Genomic DNA, 18,261 nt, shown 5'->3' on the forward strand with positions numbered 1-18,261 from the left:
TGCTCATCAGGTGCACGAACCCAGGCCGCCGCCGAACGCAAAGATGGAACAGCCGAAGAAGAAGCTGCTGAACACGATGCCCAGTTCCGACGGCGAGAGGCTCAGTTCCTTGTTGATGATCGGCGCGACGACGCTGAGTGCCGCGCGGACCATTAATTGATGGCGCCCGCGACGAACAGCAGCAAGGTGACGACATAGCGATATCTACCGGTCTTCATTTGTCTCCAATCCTTTGGGAACCCCTTCCGTCGCTGTCAGCTAGTCGCATGGCTAGATGAAGTTGCCGACTGGACAGCCGCCGCAGTGCCCGCGATATGCACCGCCGTTCCGCCAAGTAGTCCTTCGTCGCGAGAAGAGTAGGTTTTTCCGAAGCGCGAATCTACTCTACGATGGGATAAGCCAACGCCCCGTTAGCGTAACTTGCTTATACGGGGGTATAAGCGGTTCTGCCGCATCAAGGCGGTGAAATATGATTTGCGTCGACAAAACGAATCGCATGCTCAATGAAACAACCCAGACCGGCTGCCGATAGACCGGCGACTTCTCTTTTCCGTAAACTTGCTCATGGTGGATGGTTTGTTGGTTGCTGGTTTCCGACTTCGACACTCAGACTCTCAGCTGAAACCTCCACCGCCTTCAATCTCCCGCCGAGGCAGCGCGCCTGACCGAGGTTATACGTTCGTATAACCAGGCAACGCTAACGCGGTATCGGCATATCCGACTGTAGAGTAGATTCGCCCCACGGCAAAACCTATTCTTCTCTCATCGAGAAAGCGCCCGTCGTTTGCGTGTTGACCCAATACGACTTCGGACATGCTGTCAGAGAATGGCTCTCACTTGCTTCGAGATAACAAGCATGTAATCCGGGGGACAGGATCGAGTCAGCGGTGGTCGACCGGAATGGGATCAACCCGTCCGGATCAGCGACGAAGGGCGCCAAGGCGCGTTGATAACGAGTGCCACAGGAGATTGCCATGTTCGTCTATTCGATCCGTTATCGCGCTGGGTGCGGCCGTTGGTCGGTGGCCTTCGCACAGGCCGCTTCACAGTCCGAAGCTGAAGCGATTGCAACCCGCCGTTATGGCGCTTTCCATTCCGTCAGCCGTGCCGCCTTGGTCCGAGTATAGAAAACGTAGTTGTGCTGGAGACAGCTATGGAATTAGACGCATTATCAGACAAGCCGAACGGGACGCCACGGTGGTCGACGCGCTGTACATCGCGCGTCACAAGCTGGCGACGTACCACGGTCTCATTGTCCATTCCCAACGTGAACAGTTGAAGATGGACGATGAGGGGTGTATCCAAACGCCGCCGGGATCGATGTGGGCGCGTCCAGCCACTGGGTCGCAGTCCCCCGGCCGGCCTGCGACCAGCCGGTGCGTGGGTTCGGCACGACGACCGGCGAGCTGCACGCGATGGCCGACCGGCTGCTTGCCTGCGGCGTCGACACCGTGGCGCTGGAATCCACCGGGGTGTACTGGACCCCGTCTACGAGGTACTCGAGCAGCGCGGCCTGACAGTCTGGCTCGTTGATGCGCGCCAGATGAAGTATGTTCCCGGCCGCAAGAGCGACGTGCAGGACTTTCAGTGGCTGCAGGAGCTGATGAGTCTCGGACTGCTGCGCGCGACGTGGCGACCTGCCGGCGAAGTCGGCGTGGTGCGCGCGGTAGTGCGGCAGCGTGAACTGCTGCTCACCGAACAGGGCAGCTTCTAGTGCGCCGCGTGTATATCCCGGACTCTGCGCGCACGGGTTCGCCATCCGCTGCTCCTCTGTCTGCAACAACAAATAGCATTGCTTCACACCGCTTAACTTGTCCGCGATAACGTCGGGCGGAGATAATCACTCCAGTCAAAAGAAACACGGTTTCGCGACAGTACTGGACTGATCACCCCTCAACTCGCGTCGAACATCTTGTAATTGACGTGAAAAATGAGGGCGGGACTTCGTTGTTGGTTTAGCCAACCGCAATTGTCTCAATGTTGACGATACGCCTGTTCTTGGAAAGCAGTTGATCAACGCAGTCCCCGCACAGGCGGAAGCACAGCAAAGCAGCTTTACGCAGACAGTGTACAAAACCTGCGCCGCCCCGCGGGTGAGTAGTACATTCGTATGGAAACGCAACCGCCCCAAGTGGATTGTCCAGTCGGAGGTCTTAACGAACAGGTCTCGCATGTTCCACCTTTACGCTGGAAATGTGACGAAACGGTTTCGCTGGAAGTTGCGTCAAAGATTGGCCATGACGTTCATACCATCGTGACCACTCCGAAGCCAAGCGGCATGACATTCAGGCATGCGGGACAGACGCTGTTCGACGGTAGTGCAACGCGTAGCACCATGCACGGCCGAGGCAGCGTGTAGGTTCAACGTGCATTTACAGTGCGGCATGCTTCATCTGCCTTTCAATGTCGTCGGACGCATCTTCAGGGAGCCACAATTATGAATCCTGGTAGCGCCAAAGCCGACCCCTGGCCGAAGATTCTCGACTTGCTGAACCTATGTAGCGCGTGCGGAAATGCGGAGAGCCATGCGTCGCCCATTACAAAGATGATCAGCGCACAGCGATCTCAAGGAGCCCACACCGGAAGGCGGTACGGTCCGGCCTCTTTGGATACGCCAGGTTTCCAGGCTTGTGTGACGATTAACGTGCGTGAACTGACGGAATCGTCCGCGACCATTGGGTGGTACGACCCGACGTGTTGCCGCTATGAGGACCAGCACTGGTGTCGCTTCAAGGCGCGGCACGGAGGTGTTTGTGCCATGACCGGCGCCCAGATCCCGGTCGGCGCCGACGTCTTTCATCCGGCTCGCATCCGCGGAGTCGCGGCCAACGCCGACGCAATGATTCTCACGCATGCGCTGCAATGTGCTGCTACCGAGGCCGAGTGACATGACAAATGAAAGCTACGTTACGGAGTGAAGCTTCAGCGGGCGAGCGGGCAGAAACACCGCAGGATTCTTCGTCTTTGACATCTGGCGCTCAGATCGGACGTAGATACCACATCTGGTCCAGTCTCTCCGCTTGGCTGGTGTTTTGTTGGGCGCTGATCGAGCTACCTGTGGAACTTTGGGTGTCGACAACATGGCGAGAAGCTGTGGCGTTGTCGTGCGCCAAACTGTTACTTTTGGCGGTGGTGCTGGCGATGGCACGCGGCGCTGCGTGGGCAACTGTCGTTTTTGTTGGTATCTGTGCGACAAGTGTGCTGGGGATTACGCCGATGCTACCCACCGAGTTTCATTTCTCTCCAGTTGGCGCTACTTTATCGACCGGTGAAGTCCTGATCAAGTTCTTTGCATTGTTTATCTGCGTGTTGGGGCCACCAATGCGTGGGCGCTAGGCGCGTCGGAGTGCAATTCTCGCCCGAAGTTTTGCGCCGCTCGAACACGCTTCCCGCTTGCTGATATACGAGTCAAGCGTAGCCGATCTGAAACGACCAGAGAATGCAATTGAAAGGAGCAAACGTGACTTTTTCTGAGGGACAGCTGACTGGCAAAGTGGCGCTCGTGACCGGGGGCTCGCGCGGGATAGGCGCGGCCATCGCAAGACGGCTCGCAAGCGATGGCGCGGCCGTGTCGATAACCTATTCGAACTCGAGTGCCGACGCGCATCGCGTCATTGAGGACATCGAACGCGCCGGGGGACGAGGCGTGGCAATTCGCGCGGATTGTGCCGACGCGGAAGCGGTAAGAACCGCGGTTGGATCGACCTCGAAACGCTTCGGGGGACTGGATATTCTCGTGAACAACGCCGCGATGTTCCGCCGCGGTCTGATCGACGACTTCCCACTGGAAGACATCGACCGGATGCTGGCCATCAACGTTAGGAGCCTGCTTGTCGCCATTCAGGAATCGCTCCGCTTCATGGAAAAAGGCGGGAGGATCATCAATATCGGCAGCATCAGCAGCGACTACATGCCGATTTCGGGTGTGTCCGTCTACGCCGCGACGAAAGGCGCGGTAACCAGCATGACGCGGGCGCTGGCAAGGGATCTTGGCAGTCGGGAAATTACGATCAATAACGTCCAGCCCGGACGGATCGATACGGTGATGAATCCGGCCGACGGTCCGATGGCCGACCAGATCCGGGGTTCAATTGCACTGGGCCGGTACGGATCAGGCGACGATATTGCGGGACTTGTCGCCTGGCTGGCAAGCCCCGATGCGGCGTTCATAACCGGCACCAGTCTGAAGGTCGATGGGGGCACAAGTGCTTGACCGATGGCCGCGGGCCCAGGGGCGGCACTCCGTATCGTGAACGAATCACGCGGAGGCTCATGGACAATCGCAAATCCGAGGTGCCAAACTCTACCTTGGAGACCGCTTGGCGCTTAGATTTGGCGTTATCGCGCAAAACACCCTCTCTTGGAACGGGGATTGACTGCCTGAGAAACCGACGGTATTTTTGACGGGGCATCACGCCCCCTGCGCCGCCTCACAGTTCATTTCGATTCCGTGCCGGCTGTGGAGGCTCGTTGGCACGGAAACTCGGACCCAAGCCATGCGTATCTGCTTTCAGAACGCGTCTATCCCGACGCGGGCCGCCAATCGGCTCAAATATCGCCTTTCGCTAAAGGAATCCCACGCGCGACAGGTGACCTCGGAAGTCTTCGGCTATAGAGACTGGACCGAGCTTCACAGCGAGCTGGGCAGCAAAGTAGCTTCCGCGCTCGACGAGGCGTGTGACAGCGCGACACTAACCGAGCGACGCGTATATCAGGCGTCGCAATTGCTCGCATCGTCAGTTGATCTTCACGGTGAATCCGCGGACGACTTTGTTCGATGGTGGCAACCATCGTCCGCGCATGCGCAAGACGAAGGCGTGCACCCGACAGGAGCGCCGTTTGCTGGCTCCAAGGAAGATCTGAGTTTTCAGGAGGCGCTGAGCACGTTGGCTCACGCCGCGCGCCATCCCGTTGGCCACTTCGAACAAGCGCTTACGACTGGCATACACAGAACGGAAAACGAAAGCTCGCTGAGGTTTGTAGAATCGATTGCGGATGAGCTGCTAAGCGGCAACCGAAACCGGGAACCCGAAGTGGCTCGTCACCTCCTTGAGGCTTTGGCCTCGCGAGGGCTGCCCCGCTCGATACTTAACCTGGCAACGAGTTTGACGCTTGGCGACGGCGGCCCGAAAGACGAAAAGAGAGCCGCCGACTTGCTTGAGCAGTTGGTTGACGCTGCTTCGACTCCTGATGATCTGAAGCGGATTGCCGAATCACGCGTGGGCACCGCCTAAGCACCTGGTATCCCGGGTTCTGATGTGATGGACGACTCCCTCCCTTGTATCTTGAAGTTCATGATTTTTATTCATCATGATAGTACTACTGTGTCATAAAATATGTTGAGTAACGCAGCAATACGGGCATCTCTGTAGTCGCCTGGAGATGTGAGCAGCAATTCGCCAGCGCAACGTTGCGATCGAGTCAGCTACGTGTCGCTGCATGCGCTGGGGAGCCGCGTGCGATGTAGTCCGTGGGTAAGGCAGATGCACTGCGGATTTCGAGGTTTTTTTTACTGCCTTCATTGAGGCGCTGTGCGACGAGAAATCCGTAGGCGGCGATGCATAGGGACGCGTGATGATGAAATCCACGCCACCCACGCCCCTCGAAGTGTCCAAGGCCGAACTCCTGCTTCAGATCTCGGGTTCACCAATGGACCACTCGATAAGCAGCCATTCCTCATCGCGAGGCGTAGCCCGCCAATAATCACGATGAGAGGCCCGCATGCGCAACGCCGCAAAGCGGGAACTCAAGGCGGGTTGCGTGCCTTCGCGCCACGAAACCGTGTGATAGCAGGATGTTTCGAGCGCAAGCGCAAGGTCTTTGACTGCGACGGGATTGTGTCCCGGTACCCGGCGCTGCGGGCTTCGTGGTCGGCCAGCCTTGCCTGGTGAGGATTCGGCAGGCAGTGGGGCGAGGCCCGGTGGCCACACACGGGTGCTCGACTGGATACCCACCGCGTATTGCAGTCCGAGTTCACCAACGCAGTCACGAAACGCCGTGTCGTTCCCATAACCAGCATCAGCCAGCACCACTCCGTTCGGGGCGCCGCTTTGCCTTGCCTCGCGCAGTTGCGCGATAGCGATCTGCGGCTTGGTTGCAAACTCAATTTCCTCGGGCACCCCGGCCAACTGCCGCCTTTCCGGATCGTCCGCCCACTCCTGCGGCAAGTAAAGCTGATAAGCGACGGGCGGGCTCGCCTCCGTGGTGGCTACCGACAGGCCTACGGCGACCTGGCAATTGTCCTGCTTACCTAACTGGCCACAATATTGCCGTGCCACGCCCACCGAATGCTTTCCCTTCTTCGGAAAACCCGTATCGTCAATGATCCAATACAGCCCGCTTGACGGATTCATGTGCGGTAATACCCAGCGCCGAACCTGTTCGATCAATGCGGCGTCAGACCATTCGGACTTTGAAACGAAGTGATGCAGCGACTGGTGCCGCGCGCTCACCCGATGCGGCTCGAGATGGGCCGCCAGCGGCTCAACACTTTTACGCGCAATCGGCAGCATCAACCCCTGGCAATAGCCCACCAGACCGGCGCGACGATCACTGTGTCCAATCGTTTCGCATAGGTGTTCAAGGTACTCGTCGAAAGATGTATCCCAGTCCACCGCTTCCTCATGCAAAGGATGAAGAAGCTCCTATAATGCCGTGAATTTTACGACACAGTAGTAATAGTAGGCTGTGGAGCTTGTGGGCGAACGTGAGCGCAGTGGGCAACGAGCGTAACGGGAGTTGGCAAGACAACGATTTCCACCCTGATCTGTGAGGTTCCCGAACTTGGCAGACTGTCTCGCCGCGAGATCGGCGCGCTGATTGGTGTCGCACCGATCAACCGCGACTCCGGCCATATGAGAGGAAAGCGCACGATCTTCGGTGGCCGCAGCGGCGTGCGGCATGTGCTCTATATGGCGACACTGTCCGCGACTCGCTTCAACCCCGTCATCAAGTTCTTCTATGACCGTCTCGTCGTGGCCGGCAAACCAAAGAAGGTCGCCATCGTCGCATGCATGCGCAAGCTCCTAGGCATCCTCAACGCGATGGTCAAAGCAGGAGCGCCCTGGAATGCATCGCTTCATCAGTCGGATCGCGAAAACGCTTGACGTTCAACACAGTTGCTTCGGGGACGCAGGGTCCAGCAGGAACGCGGAGGCCCTCCAGAACCGAACGGCATCAATATGCCAGAGTGGAGTTTCAACACGTCCACTTGAGGAACGGAGGTCCCACATGAATGCTACGACATACGTGATGGGCATCGTGAGGAAATCGGGCGTGCGGATATCACGTGTATCCACACGCCCAGGCTTCTACAATCCCGTGCGCTTGCACTCAACTATGAGCTAGCTGTCGTGCTTCCGTCGTTTCAGTCGCGGCGCTTGCCGTCGTCGCTGTCACCCTTGACGACCGCTCCGGTGACCTGATCGAGGATGAGAGGACGCAGATTCGGCTCGCGCTCGAAGTCGAACATGTTATCGAGCGAATTTGCATGCCGGTCGACGGATCCCGTACCTGCGGGAGGAGCAACTGGGCCATCGATGAAGCCGAGCTTCCAATTGTCCTCGATGAAACGAAGCACTGAGGCCTGCTGAGTCAGCGTGTGATCGACGAAGTTCGATTTCGCCCAGGGCGAAATCACCAGCAGAGGCTGGCGCGGGCCGAGACCGCAGCGCGCGGCGTCGGCACCGGGCTGCGGCGTGCCGCAATTACCGGGGCCGAACAGGAAGTCGATGTTGGTCGCCGACGGGGTCAAGAGCGGAGGCATGACGTGGTCGTACCAGCCATCGGAATCATCCCAAACGATGACGATCGCAGTGTCGTGCCAATAGCGAGACTGCTGGACCGCGTTGATTGTCTTTACAAGGAACGCTTGTTCGGCGAGCGGATCGGAGTTTTGCGGATGGCCGTATTGATAGACCGGCGCCTTCACGTAACTGACCGAGGGCAATGAGTTGTGGGACAGCGCCGTGTCGAAATCCGAGATGTCGTACTGGTGGTTGGCCTGGTCGGTCTTGCCAATCATTTCCGCCGAGCTCGGCCGCAGATGGTGTGGGTTGCGCGTGCTCGCATATTTCATGAAAGGAGTAACGCCGGTGCTGTAGTCGTTCTCGAGGACATGCACGTCCGGACCCGGGTTAACGCTCGGGTTCTGCACGTTATAAGTGACGCCGTTGATCTGCACTTGATGGGCGACATGCTGGGAACCGCAAACCGCAGGCGCAGACATATTGCCGTTCGCATCGAACTTCGCGGGCGTGGTGGGCAGGAAGCCGCCCTGGAAATAGCCCCAGGTCACGTTCTTCTCGTTCAGGAGATCGCCGACATTCTTGCCGGTCATTTCAAAAGTCCGGCCCTTTCCGCAATCGTCGAGATAGCCGGGAAGGTTGGCGTCGGTCAAGGTTATCGAATGATCCGTCGGATTGACGTAGAAGCCGCTGGTGTCGGGGTTCTCAGGGTTGGCGGGATCGTGAATGATGATCCCATGCGTGTTGCCCGAAACGATATTGGCATGGCCGGGCACAGTGGGGCCGTAGGTGGTGGAAAAGGAATTGTCGCTCATGGCGTAGTGCTGAGCGTAGTTCCACAGCGCCTGGACGGTGTTGCCGTCGTAATAATTCATGATGGTTGAGCCGTCCACGGCGCAGCCCGGGCCCTTGCCGGTGGCCGTCTGCGGGAAGCGATCCACAGCCCCGCCATCGTACGCCTGCTGCTCGGGTTCGTAGTTATGCGCCATATCGCAGGTGTAGGCGTCGGCGGGGCGAAGCCGCGTTGGGTTGGCGGGGCGTCCGGACAAGCTCCAATTCGGATTGCTCCGCAGCAAGTCCGGCGTCAGGACGTTGGCGGCCGGCGTGCCGGGGCGCGCCACGAATTTCGGCGCAGGCACACCAACCCAGCTTTGCTCGCCGGGAATATTCGCCGCGTGCGGATAAGTCCCGAAGAGATTGTCGAAAGTTCTGTTCTCGGGAATGATGACCACGATGTGCTTGATCGGTGTTCGCGTATCGCCGCGATGGTTGTCCAGATCACCATCAGCGGCGTGAACGACGGCGGATAAAAGCGCCAGCGACGCAGCCGATGAGAAAAGAGTTCTTCGAATATTTTGACGAAACACGGAATACCTTTTGAGGAGTGTCGGGAATAGCAAAGATCCGACTTGAACAAGTAAAGTTAATCTGAAGATTGCAGCTGTTCAGGCTGTAGTTTTAAGTACTCCTAGATGATGATCTACACGGAAATTTATGCTCACCCGCGCGGTAGGCTCAAACAAGCGATGATTGAAGCCTTGCATCAGGAGAAGCCCGCGCACAGCAGCCCGCGTATGAGCATTGCCCGCACGGGCTTTGTGCCCGAACAACTGCGCTTGGGATGCGCTCGAAGGCTTCACGCGCCAAATGAAGAAGATGCCTGCCTTGTTGCGCGAGAGCCTGACTTACGATCGCAGAAACCGAAATAACCTTGTCATGCCGAGCTGTCCAAGCGATTGAATCCCGATATCTGCTTTGCCGATCCGCATACACCTTGGCAACGTGGCAGCCACGAGAACACCAACGGCCTGCTGCGCGAGTTCTTACGCAAGGGCATGGACCTTTCGACGGTCACGCAGATCCGCTCAACGACATCGCTAAACTCCTCAATGGGCGGCCCCGTCAAGCCCTTGGATGGCACTCACCTGAGAAAGCCATGGCCAAAAGAATTGGAAGACGCCGCTTTAGCTAAACGTTTGCACTTGGCTCTTGACGCCACCGCCACAAGTTTCGGAAATGACAATCGCATCTTAGAAGCACCATATGACGCGCTCATTACTCCGAGTTTTCAAATAACTTTCTGGGTATGATCACGCTCCAAAACTCGACATATCGGCGCCATGGTGGCCAGCGTCGGATCGGCGCTCAACAGCAGACGTATTTCCCACCGACACGTACCGGTAAAGGTGCGGTCTACTAACTTGTGCACGGCGCTACGCATTTGCACAGACACAGCGAACTCGGCAGCGGAAACTAGACTAGGTGTCGACAAAAAAGGGCCAGCTAACCCTCGCCCGAACTAATTCTAGCTTTATGGCTATACGACGAAGCGCATCCCGGCGAAGGTGAGATCGGTCTCCTGATACCCCTTGGACGCGTTTATGACAGCCCTCTCGGATAACGTGGACGGCGCAAGCGTCGACGATAAAATGTGTACGAGCTATAAGACAAACGAATACGATCGTGTCTTTCTGAAGTCGTTCCATGTGCTTAGACTCAGGACGCCACATGCCGATCGAATTGCGCGATACGTCGAATCCGATTTGGTAAATCGTCGCCATCGCTTCATCCACTGTCGGGAAAGTCGCCGCGTTTTCATCCGAGGGATCAACGTTCTTCCGCGCGAGGGCTACGAGCGATTCGGTGTTACCCGTTTCCACAAGGAGGACGCACCAGCCTCCAACAATTCTTTGCATCATAAAATCGGAAATGAGACCACCGGCGCGCTGTGCGCTTGCGACCTCAACCGGAACAAGGCGAGTTTTTTTCCGTTGTGTCATAGGATGTGTTTTCCCGTGGCGTTAGCCGTCTGTTCTACTACGCGGCACGATTGCGCATGCCAGCGGCCAGCTCGGACACACCGACGCTATCAAGCATTCTGGCGTAGTCCTCCCTGTGCGTCTGGTGGGCCGCGTCGCCCATGCTCGGGTCCGTCGGGCTTTTCGATTGTCGTAGCCGCTCGCGGAGTTGCACCTTCCGGTTGACCGGCATATTAGAGGCCCTTGCGTTACAGTCCGAATGCGTCAAAACAAGATTTGACGGGTGATCCGTGCCCCCATCCGATTTGGCGAGGATATGTTCTATGGTGGTGTCGTCTTCAGGCATGCCAACGCCGCAATAGAAGCAATCTGTCCCATCACGGTCGCGTAATCTGGCGATTTGTCGGCGACGTTTTTTGTCTTGACTCCCGCACACTCCGCTAGAAGGTGATGGAGGCGAAGGATTGCCAATAGGCCGGGTGAGCCGGACGGTAAGCGGCACCGCGCAAACTTCGACTGCGTGCCCTTTCTTTAGCAGGACGTCTGCTCGCGCGTGCGTACAATTCGCGAGTGGGACGCCATTTTCGTCGTTCACCAATACGTCGGCACGTGGCATGTCTTTTCCGTCGTCAGTTGACGCGATTCCACTCGGCGTAACTCGCGCCGAAGACAGAGGGAACAACGTCGAGGCCTTCAAACGACACCGGTCGGTCGTCTTTTGGATAGCCCATCGCAGGAGACGCCTTCAGGATGCCGAGCATGCGAGCGCTATGTTTGCCTGAAGACGCTACCTCAGCGAGGACTTCTGACCCGATTTGATGGATCAGCGTCCAGGTCAGCGCTCCTGCCGCGCTATGACGTAGCACAGCGGCGGGCACAGCGTCTTTGAGATCCGCATCTGCGGCATACAACGCGTCCATTGTTTCTCCGTTTTCCTGTCTGGCACACGCGAAGCGGCGCGAGCGCTTTTCCTATGACTCACTGAGGTAGATTCGCCACATTCCCCGATAACCACCCTCGTTCCAAAAACCCTCCAAGATTGGACTTCCAGGTACCCGATGTAGCGAGGCGCGACCGTCCGCAGCGACGCAATCAAGATGGTAATGGCCCGGCGCTTCGGCCTTGCCGCGGTACGCGACCACTCCGTCGTCCTCGTACTCGACAACGATCGACTGATCGCCAATCCTGACCGAGCACGGCCACATTTCCGACGGTCTTGTGTCCCCATGGAACGTCTCCATGCGGCAATCGAGGTACAAGACAGGCGATGCTGCAATGGGCTGTTTGGTCATCATATTTTGCGGTGTCAGGTTGTAGGTTGAAGAGTCGGTTGGATGCGTCGCACGTCGTGTCCGTCGTTGTACAGCAATACGTTCCCTTCAAGTCGATGTTCGGTAGTCTCATCAAGGCTCGGGTTGAAATCCTTTCCCGGTGTCTCCGTCCATTCGGACTTCATGCAAGCTCATAGACGCCGTGGTCTACAACTCGCATGAGCGAGCGAAACCGATGCCGATACTCTTTCGTAAGAGCGACACTCAGCACAATCGCGTCCCCGACAGGCCAAGGAAGTGTGCCGTTCGCCTGCGCGACGCGGTTCATCATGCTCTGAGATACATGTCGTTGACCATGAGCCAACGCATTCCGTACGACGGCGGCCTCGACGAGGCCCGCTTTCTTGCTCTCCACCTCACTCCAGTCTCGACCTATGTCGTTCATTATCTGCGTACCCCACACCTCAACGCCCCCGTTCTTCACCAAATTGGCAATGCAATCGTTATTTGCGAGGTACTGAGTACGCAACGGAGTGTTCGCATGGGAAATCTTAGCTAACTCCTCATAGGCCTCTGACATTGCAACCTGCATTAAGCCGTATGAGTGAAGCAACACAACCGTGGCGAGCATATGGCGATCTGCAAGCACCGTCGCGAACCTGTCTCCTGTTGACTCGAACTTACAATCACCACTGCCGATACGAAGCTCAGCCGTTGCCGCATCTGCGAGGGGGAGACCGCTCCAAGCGCGTGCCTGTGCCCCGAACACGTGATCCGACAGTGCGAAGAACTCCGTGAGCTTTTTCCAGTCTTCCCATACGGGAAGTGTAAATTTTGCCATTGTGTTTTCCTGTTTGACTCGCACGACGGGCGCGAGCGCTTTTCCGTGGACTCAGGGTTGAATCACAAACTGTTCGCGCGACTGCCCTTTGATCCACAAGGGTTCACGTCCCATACCGCTCCATGTAGCACCGGACACCGGATCGCAATACTTCGCCGGTTTGGCCCCAGGCTTAAAGCCACCGAGTTCTGCGAAGCATTTCGCCACGCAAGCGCGAGTTGCAATAAGCCGTTCAGCGAACGGCCGCGATGGCCACCCGAAGGAGACTTTCGGAATTTCCCGTTAGTGGCCGTTCAATGGGAGCGTTAAAAGCCTTGGGGTTGTAACTCCGATGCCAACCCGAACTGTTCCAGTAACTCGGTAGCTTCGCGCGACAGTGGTTTCCTTGGTGGCTCGTATCTCGCAAGTCATTTAATAAGGTCACCGTCGGACCTGGGCAAGCAGATGAGCTCCGATCGGAGACCAGCGCATTTGTTGACGCTTGCACATGCGCTGATTGAGTACCTGATTGACTGCAGACTCGGCCGTGGCGGTCGAGATAGTTTTGCCGCAACGATGTCGCGCGCCGTAGTTCATCGTCGACCCGCCATTCGCTTCGACGTATTCAACAGGCTCGCGAGTCCGGTAGTCAAGCTGCGCCAGACTCTCTGCAATGCCCGGAGTTTCAGGCACGATCATCCGACAGAGAATCAGGATGCTCTGCATCCGGGTTTTCGCCTTATCGCGCTTCGCGTGCCAGAAGCACCAGCGCAGCTTGTCAACCCGGGAGATCAGCACACGTCGGGGCGCCTTTTCCGTTTCTGTCCGCGCACGCATGCCCTTGATGATTTGCTCGCGTATGGAACCAGTCCAGGACAGGTGTAGAAGAAGACGGCAATCACAACAAGCGATTTACTGGAGGCCATTTGCACCATCGGTGATGACCGAAAGCAGTTCCGCGGTCGCCCGCTCGGGGACGAATTCGGTCATCGGACTATACGGATACTCCATCTGGAAGGGCGTCTCGCACGGACAGCAAACGATCCGGGCACTCCGAAAGGGCACGGTACCAAACACCGTATCCACCTTGCGAATCCGCCGGTCCTTGAGCTCAAGGAAACGGTGGCAGCGGGTACAGAAGCGTCGCAGCATACAGACCTCTTCAGCTTGTGCCGCCACCACAAGCCTCTGAAGCCTGTGCGGCACATCTTTCCTTTCGGCCAGCGGCAGGCCGATCTTCTCCGGTTCAAGTTGGCGATAGGGACGTTCGAGCTCACAGATTTCGAACGTATCTGTTTCATCCCAATCGGTGGTGGATCTCAACGCGGATTGTGATTTTCATCCCAACCCTCCAGCGGCCACGGCTGCCGCAATCCTAGGCGCCCTGCGCTGAAACCCCAAGGTTTTTAACGCCCCCTTATCCAGTTGACCGCTTATGACGGGAGCCATTCACGGCACAGTGCCTCCTCAATGTCAAATCCGTAATCCGTTCGTCACGCTGTGGTAGCGAGTCAAACCTAGGATGAACCTTTGGATCCTGTTCCCTGACCACCCTAACGAAACTCATGCAGACTACTGCCCGGCTACTTGCCCTTGCTTGCCTTTGCGTGGCGTCGACAGCCTTTGCCGCAAAATCACCGACAGACCCGCTGAGGGTTCTTTCAACCACCCCGCTACCACACGTCACAGGTGGCGATTTCGACCATTTCGCAGTCGACCTGGCTCATTCCCGCCTGTATGTGTCAGCCGAGAAGTACGGCTCGATTGAAGTATTCCAGTTGCCCAATGGCGAGCATCTTGCGAGCGTTACGAACGTTGCGAAGTCTCCTCACAAGATACTGTTGGCACACAACGGTCAGGAATTGTTCATAGCGGATGCGGGCGACTCGAACGTCAAGGTCGTCGATACGAACAGCTTTCAAGTCAAGAAAGTGATTCCACTCGATCCGCAACCGGACTCCGGCGTAGCGGATAGCAAGAGCGGGATCTTTTTTTGGGTAACGGCGGCGCGAAGTCACTTCGTGAGAACGCGTATATCAGCCTGATTTCACTTGCTGACGATTCTGTACTGGGGAGAATCGATGTTCCTGCGGGACAGTTGAAGGCCATGGTCATCGACCATGCTACGCAGCGCCTCTTCGTGAACATGCGCGACAAAAACGAAATCGGCGTTATCGATCTGAACACCCGCAAGCTGATGAGTCTCTGGCATGTTCCCGGCCCAAGCCGAGATTCGGCTATGGCGCTCGATCCGAAGTCCGGGCGCCTGTTCGTCGGTTCGCGCAACCCCGGCAAGCTGTTCGTGCTGGACGCACGCGACGGCTCTGTGATCCAGTCTCTCGATATCGTCGACATCTCCGACGATATGACTTTCGACTCGCAGCATCAGCGCCTCTACGTTACCGGCGCAGAAGGACTCGATGTCGTCAAACAGGTCGATCCGAACCACTACACGATCGAGCAACACATCAACACACTGGGTGGCAAGACCTCGATCTATGTTCCGTCATTAAAGAGGCTCTACGTTGTTCACACGAAGGGTCCGCAGGCAGCGGAAGCTGGACTCCAGGTGCTCAGCGTCCGCTGAGTCCAGACATGGCGCGCCGGCGCAGTTCAACTGCGCCGGCGCGTGTCAGGTGAGTCGCGTACTCGCCTTCAGGCCGATTCCCTCAGGCAATCTAGTCGGTCTGCGTGAAATCAAACGATTGCTCGACCACGACCTGACCACCGCCGTCGACCTTGCATTGGTACTGAGCCATCGCACGTCGTACCGATCCGTCAAAAACCCCCGGAGGCGTCGACTTGACGATATCGACCCGGGCGACCCTGCCGCCTTCGATCGTCGCACGCGCCGTGACTTCGCCGGAGATTCCCTCGGCTAACGCCCGCGGCGGCATGTCGGGCTTCGCCTGCACCGGACACACAATTGCAATGTCGGCGGGTGCCGCAGCGGCAGCGCTCGTGTTGCTGGATCCCGCGGTTGAAGGACCCGACGCGGCTGGCGCAGCATGCGCCGTAGAAGGCGCCTCCTGTGTCGCGACGGGCGTCGGAACAACCGGCGCCGGTGCGGCTGTCGGCGTGGCAGCGTGACGTTGTACTGGGGCAGCCGGTCGTGCCACCGGTTTTGGCACCGGAAGATCCGATTGCTGCTTCACCACTTTCCTGATGACCGGCGGTGGTGGCGGAGGCGGCGGTGGCGTAACGGCTTTGACAATCCGCATCTGCATGACCGGTGACACGTGTGCCGGCTTCGGAGCGGGCATATGCACCGACATCATAGCCGCTATCAGCATCCCCTCGATTGCAAACGCAGCGAGAATGGCGATGGTCATTGCATTGCCGGACCCTGGCTGTGACGTCATGGTCGGCCACAGTGCTCCACGGGGTTTGCTCGAGATACTCATGTTCATTACGCTCGCCTCCACAGACTATTGCGCATCGGTCGCGAGCGCGACCGAACTGATCCCCGCAGAGCGCACCAGATCCATGGTTTTGATGATCGTCTCGTACTCGACTCCCTTGTCGCCCGCAATCGTCACATTGACCTGCTTCGTGGCCTCCATGTCCTTCAGGCGTGCAGTGAGTTGCGGCGCAGAAATGTCGTTCCGGTCGAGGTGCAGTTCTCCGTCCTTCTCCACCCCGACCATCACGTCAACCGTGTTGAGTTGCGTCGCGGTGGACGATTGCGGCAATTCCAGCTTGAGTCCAGTGCCCTGAATCATCTTGAGCATGACAAGCATGAAGAAAACGAGCAGAAACATCATGATGTCGATCATCGGAATGATCTCGATCCGTGGTTTCTCTTCATTGCCAAAGTAGTGAGCCCGATGGTTTCTCACGGTGTTCTCCGTATGTGAAGTGGCCGCGACTCAAGCGGCAAGCCGCGTGACGAGCATCGACTTGATGATGTCCATCTGCAGAAGAACCATTCGCACGCGCTTGTTCAGATAGTTGAGCGCCACGACGCCGACGAGAGCGATCGTCAGGCCGCAAGCGGTGGCGATCAGCGCGTGCGCGATGCCGCCGGAGACGGCCATCGGATCGCCGGTTCCCGACGAGCCCAGAATATTGAACGAGCCGATCATGCCGATAATGGTGCCCAGCAGGCCGAGCAACGGCCCGAGGGTCACCGCGGTATCCAGCACCCACAGGTTACGGTCGAGCTTTCTCATCTGTAACATGATGCTTTCTTCAACTTCGCGCTCGAAGTCTTCCACAGGTTGGCCCTGCGATTCGATCGCGGACCTCATCAGTTCGCTTTGCACCGATCCCTGGTAATGTTGAACGAGTTTCTTCACATCGTCGGCCTTGGCGCGGCCTACCTGCTTGAGGTCGTATTCGAGGCTGACGCCGCTGCGCACGGACGTGCCGAAGAAAATCGCGCGTTCGATGATGATCGCGAGCGCGGCCACAAAGATCACTGCCATCAAGGGCAACAAGCCGAATGACTGAAGCGATGAGTCGATAATGATACGAAGCATGATGCTACCTTCCAGGTGGTGTCTTGAATCTGCCGCCGGCCGGCGTATCGCGGTTGCGATGCCGCCAGCGGCGCGGTTGAGGTGACGGCGCTACGTTACTGGCTGCTTTGCGGCATGCGCTGCGCGACCAGGACGTTGAACGTGCCGGGCACGATGCTCGGATGCGGATGCGGATTATCGGCAGTCGCGGCGGGCGTCGAACCGAACTTCGACGAGACCAAGTAGACGCGATGAGCATCGCCGTCGAGAACCATCGACTTCGCGCCCACTTCCGTCGGCACGTTCTGCAGCACGGTGTAGTGGTCCGCGTCGTCTTCGTGCACCACGGTCAGCGTTCCGTCTGCGCCGTTCGAGCTAAACGCGGTCTTGAGCACCGGATCGAACGCTGCGGCATCCGGGTGGCCGCCGATCGGCAGTTGGGCAACCTGGCGACCGGAGCGCGCATCGATCACCATCATCCGGTTGTTCGCGCAGACGGTGAAGAGCCGTTCCGACTTCGTATCGATCGCGAGTCCCGACGGCTCTTCGCAAGGCGCGATCGACCAGTGAGCGAGCACCTTGTTCGATTTTCCGTCCATCGCGACGATCTCTCCCTTGTCTTCGACGTTGACGAAGATGCGACCGTCGCTGTCAGCCGCCAGCGATTCAGGCTTGCCGCCGACCGGCATCGTCGCGACAACCTTGCGCGTAACCGGATCGATCGCGCTGACGCTCTCGTCATGGCCATTGCTGACATAGAGGCGCTTCAGTTGGGGCGCATACATGATGCCGTCCGGGTCCGGGCCGCCCGCCTTCATCGTTTCGACGGTGCGCAGCGTGTCTAGATCGACCACCGTGATCGTGTCGGCACGGCCGTTGGTGATGAAGCCGAGCTTCCGGTCCTGAACGAACGCGAAACCATGCACGCCGTCCGTGTTGGCGATCTCGCCCACCAGCTTGCCGGATCCGGTATCGACAACCTGGACATGATTGGCCCGGCTGATGAACAGGTGTTGACGAACCGCGTCATACCCGACGTAGTCCCAGCCCTCTGTGCCGCCCAACGCGTAGTGCTTCACGACTTCGAACTCACCGTGATTCGCGCCCGGTACTGCATGCGCCGTGCTGCCCAGTAGCAGTGTGGAGGACAGTGCCAGCGTAGTTACTGCCTGAACAATAGACTTGAGTTTCATGTTGATCCTGTTT

Annotated in this window: 18 protein-coding genes and 5 pseudogenes; 10 read left to right on the top strand and 13 right to left on the bottom strand. The window is 57.9% G+C overall.

Features of this window, described 5'->3' with window-relative positions:
• Window positions 1-24: 24 nt before the first annotated feature.
• A pseudogene (locus tag RI103_RS38445) lies at window positions 25-218 on the bottom strand (MFS transporter); the annotation flags it as partial.
• Window positions 219-1,295: 1,077 nt separating this feature from the next.
• Here RI103_RS38445 and RI103_RS38450 point away from each other — a divergent pair.
• From RI103_RS38450 to RI103_RS38470, 5 genes and pseudogenes are all read left to right on the top strand, one after another.
• Window positions 1,296-1,711: pseudogene (locus tag RI103_RS38450) on the top strand (transposase); the annotation flags it as partial.
• A gap of 726 nt (window positions 1,712-2,437) precedes the next feature.
• Window positions 2,438-2,887: a DUF3331 domain-containing protein gene (locus RI103_RS38455; protein ID WP_310819424.1), complete on the top strand. Its 450-nt coding sequence runs from the start codon at window positions 2,438-2,440 to the stop codon at window positions 2,885-2,887.
• Between the two features lie 8 nt (window positions 2,888-2,895).
• Window positions 2,896-3,336, top strand: a complete 441-nt coding sequence (locus RI103_RS38460) for a hypothetical protein (RefSeq protein WP_310819423.1) — start codon at window positions 2,896-2,898, stop codon at window positions 3,334-3,336.
• A 103-nt stretch (window positions 3,337-3,439) separates the two neighbouring features.
• Window positions 3,440-4,213, top strand: a complete 774-nt coding sequence (locus RI103_RS38465; RefSeq protein ID WP_310819422.1) for a 3-oxoacyl-ACP reductase family protein — start codon at window positions 3,440-3,442, stop codon at window positions 4,211-4,213.
• A gap of 283 nt (window positions 4,214-4,496) precedes the next feature.
• On the top strand, window positions 4,497-5,234 hold the full coding sequence (locus RI103_RS38470; protein WP_310819437.1) for a hypothetical protein: 738 nt from the start codon (window positions 4,497-4,499) through the stop codon (window positions 5,232-5,234).
• A gap of 187 nt (window positions 5,235-5,421) precedes the next feature.
• On the opposite strand, the pseudogene RI103_RS38475 reads toward RI103_RS38470, so the two are convergent.
• A pseudogene (locus RI103_RS38475) lies at window positions 5,422-6,614 on the bottom strand (IS701 family transposase).
• A gap of 108 nt (window positions 6,615-6,722) precedes the next feature.
• Between RI103_RS38475 and RI103_RS38480 the strand changes: the two are divergent.
• Window positions 6,723-7,106 (top strand): annotated as a pseudogene (locus tag RI103_RS38480) (transposase); the annotation flags it as partial.
• Window positions 7,107-7,366: 260 nt separating this feature from the next.
• Here the strand turns inward: RI103_RS38480 and RI103_RS38485 are convergent.
• Window positions 7,367-9,112 (bottom strand): alkaline phosphatase family protein, encoded by a 1,746-nt coding sequence (locus RI103_RS38485; RefSeq protein WP_310819438.1) that lies wholly within the window; start codon window positions 9,110-9,112, stop codon window positions 7,367-7,369.
• Between the two features lie 105 nt (window positions 9,113-9,217).
• Here RI103_RS38485 and RI103_RS38490 point away from each other — a divergent pair, with 105 nt between their 5' ends.
• Complete coding sequence (locus tag RI103_RS38490) at window positions 9,218-9,454, top strand: hypothetical protein (protein WP_310819439.1); 237 nt, start codon at window positions 9,218-9,220, stop codon at window positions 9,452-9,454.
• A 27-nt stretch (window positions 9,455-9,481) separates the two neighbouring features.
• Window positions 9,482-9,835: a hypothetical protein gene (locus RI103_RS38495; RefSeq protein ID WP_310819440.1), complete on the top strand. Its 354-nt coding sequence runs from the start codon at window positions 9,482-9,484 to the stop codon at window positions 9,833-9,835.
• A gap of 727 nt (window positions 9,836-10,562) precedes the next feature.
• Here RI103_RS38495 and RI103_RS39890 read toward each other — a convergent pair.
• From RI103_RS39890 to RI103_RS38520, 6 genes and pseudogenes are all read right to left on the bottom strand, one after another.
• Window positions 10,563-11,120 (bottom strand): HNH endonuclease, encoded by a 558-nt coding sequence (locus RI103_RS39890; protein WP_409077078.1) that lies wholly within the window; start codon window positions 11,118-11,120, stop codon window positions 10,563-10,565.
• A gap of 13 nt (window positions 11,121-11,133) precedes the next feature.
• Entirely contained in the window at window positions 11,134-11,424 is a 291-nt protein-coding gene (locus tag RI103_RS38500) for a DUF2471 family protein (protein ID WP_310819441.1), read from the bottom strand.
• Between the two features lie 532 nt (window positions 11,425-11,956).
• Window positions 11,957-12,616 (bottom strand): hypothetical protein, encoded by a 660-nt coding sequence (locus tag RI103_RS38505; RefSeq protein ID WP_310819442.1) that lies wholly within the window; start codon window positions 12,614-12,616, stop codon window positions 11,957-11,959.
• A gap of 51 nt (window positions 12,617-12,667) precedes the next feature.
• Window positions 12,668-12,730, bottom strand: a complete 63-nt coding sequence (locus RI103_RS39895; RefSeq protein ID WP_409077098.1) for a hypothetical protein — start codon at window positions 12,728-12,730, stop codon at window positions 12,668-12,670.
• 118 nt (window positions 12,731-12,848) lie between these two features.
• Window positions 12,849-13,198 (bottom strand): annotated as a pseudogene (locus tag RI103_RS38515) (hypothetical protein); the annotation flags it as partial.
• 309 nt (window positions 13,199-13,507) lie between these two features.
• A complete protein-coding gene (locus RI103_RS38520; RefSeq protein ID WP_310819443.1) occupies window positions 13,508-13,918 on the bottom strand; it encodes a hypothetical protein in 411 nt (136 codons plus the stop codon).
• 242 nt (window positions 13,919-14,160) lie between these two features.
• Between RI103_RS38520 and RI103_RS38525 the strand changes: the two genes are divergently transcribed.
• Both RI103_RS38525 and RI103_RS38530 read left to right on the top strand, forming a co-directional pair.
• Complete coding sequence (locus tag RI103_RS38525; protein ID WP_310819444.1) at window positions 14,161-14,640, top strand: hypothetical protein; 480 nt, start codon at window positions 14,161-14,163, stop codon at window positions 14,638-14,640.
• Window positions 14,589-15,182: a hypothetical protein gene (locus RI103_RS38530; RefSeq protein ID WP_310819445.1), complete on the top strand. Its 594-nt coding sequence runs from the start codon at window positions 14,589-14,591 to the stop codon at window positions 15,180-15,182. The genes RI103_RS38525 and RI103_RS38530 overlap by 52 nt, the downstream gene beginning before the upstream one ends.
• Window positions 15,183-15,273: 91 nt before the next feature.
• Here the strand turns inward: RI103_RS38530 and RI103_RS38535 are convergent, their stop codons facing one another.
• The 4 genes from RI103_RS38535 to RI103_RS38550 all read right to left on the bottom strand — a co-directional run bounded on the left by RI103_RS38535 (window position 15,274) and on the right by RI103_RS38550 (window position 18,248).
• The gene (locus RI103_RS38535; RefSeq protein ID WP_310819446.1) at window positions 15,274-15,927 is read right to left on the bottom strand and encodes an energy transducer TonB; all 654 of its coding nucleotides are present in this window, start codon (window positions 15,925-15,927) and stop codon (window positions 15,274-15,276) included.
• Between the two features lie 96 nt (window positions 15,928-16,023).
• Window positions 16,024-16,434, bottom strand: a complete 411-nt coding sequence (locus RI103_RS38540) for a biopolymer transporter ExbD (RefSeq protein ID WP_310819447.1) — start codon at window positions 16,432-16,434, stop codon at window positions 16,024-16,026.
• A gap of 30 nt (window positions 16,435-16,464) precedes the next feature.
• Window positions 16,465-17,076 carry a MotA/TolQ/ExbB proton channel family protein gene (locus tag RI103_RS38545; protein ID WP_310819448.1) on the bottom strand — a complete coding sequence of 204 codons (612 nt, stop codon included), beginning with the start codon at window positions 17,074-17,076 and terminating at the stop codon, window positions 16,465-16,467.
• 95 nt (window positions 17,077-17,171) lie between these two features.
• Window positions 17,172-18,248, bottom strand: coding sequence for a hypothetical protein (locus RI103_RS38550; RefSeq protein ID WP_310819449.1), 1,077 nt, complete (start codon window positions 18,246-18,248; stop codon window positions 17,172-17,174).
• Between the last annotated feature and the right edge of the window lie 13 nt (window positions 18,249-18,261).

Origin of the sequence: Paraburkholderia sp. FT54 (assembly GCF_031585635.1) — a bacterium.
GTDB lineage: Bacteria > Pseudomonadota > Gammaproteobacteria > Burkholderiales > Burkholderiaceae > Paraburkholderia.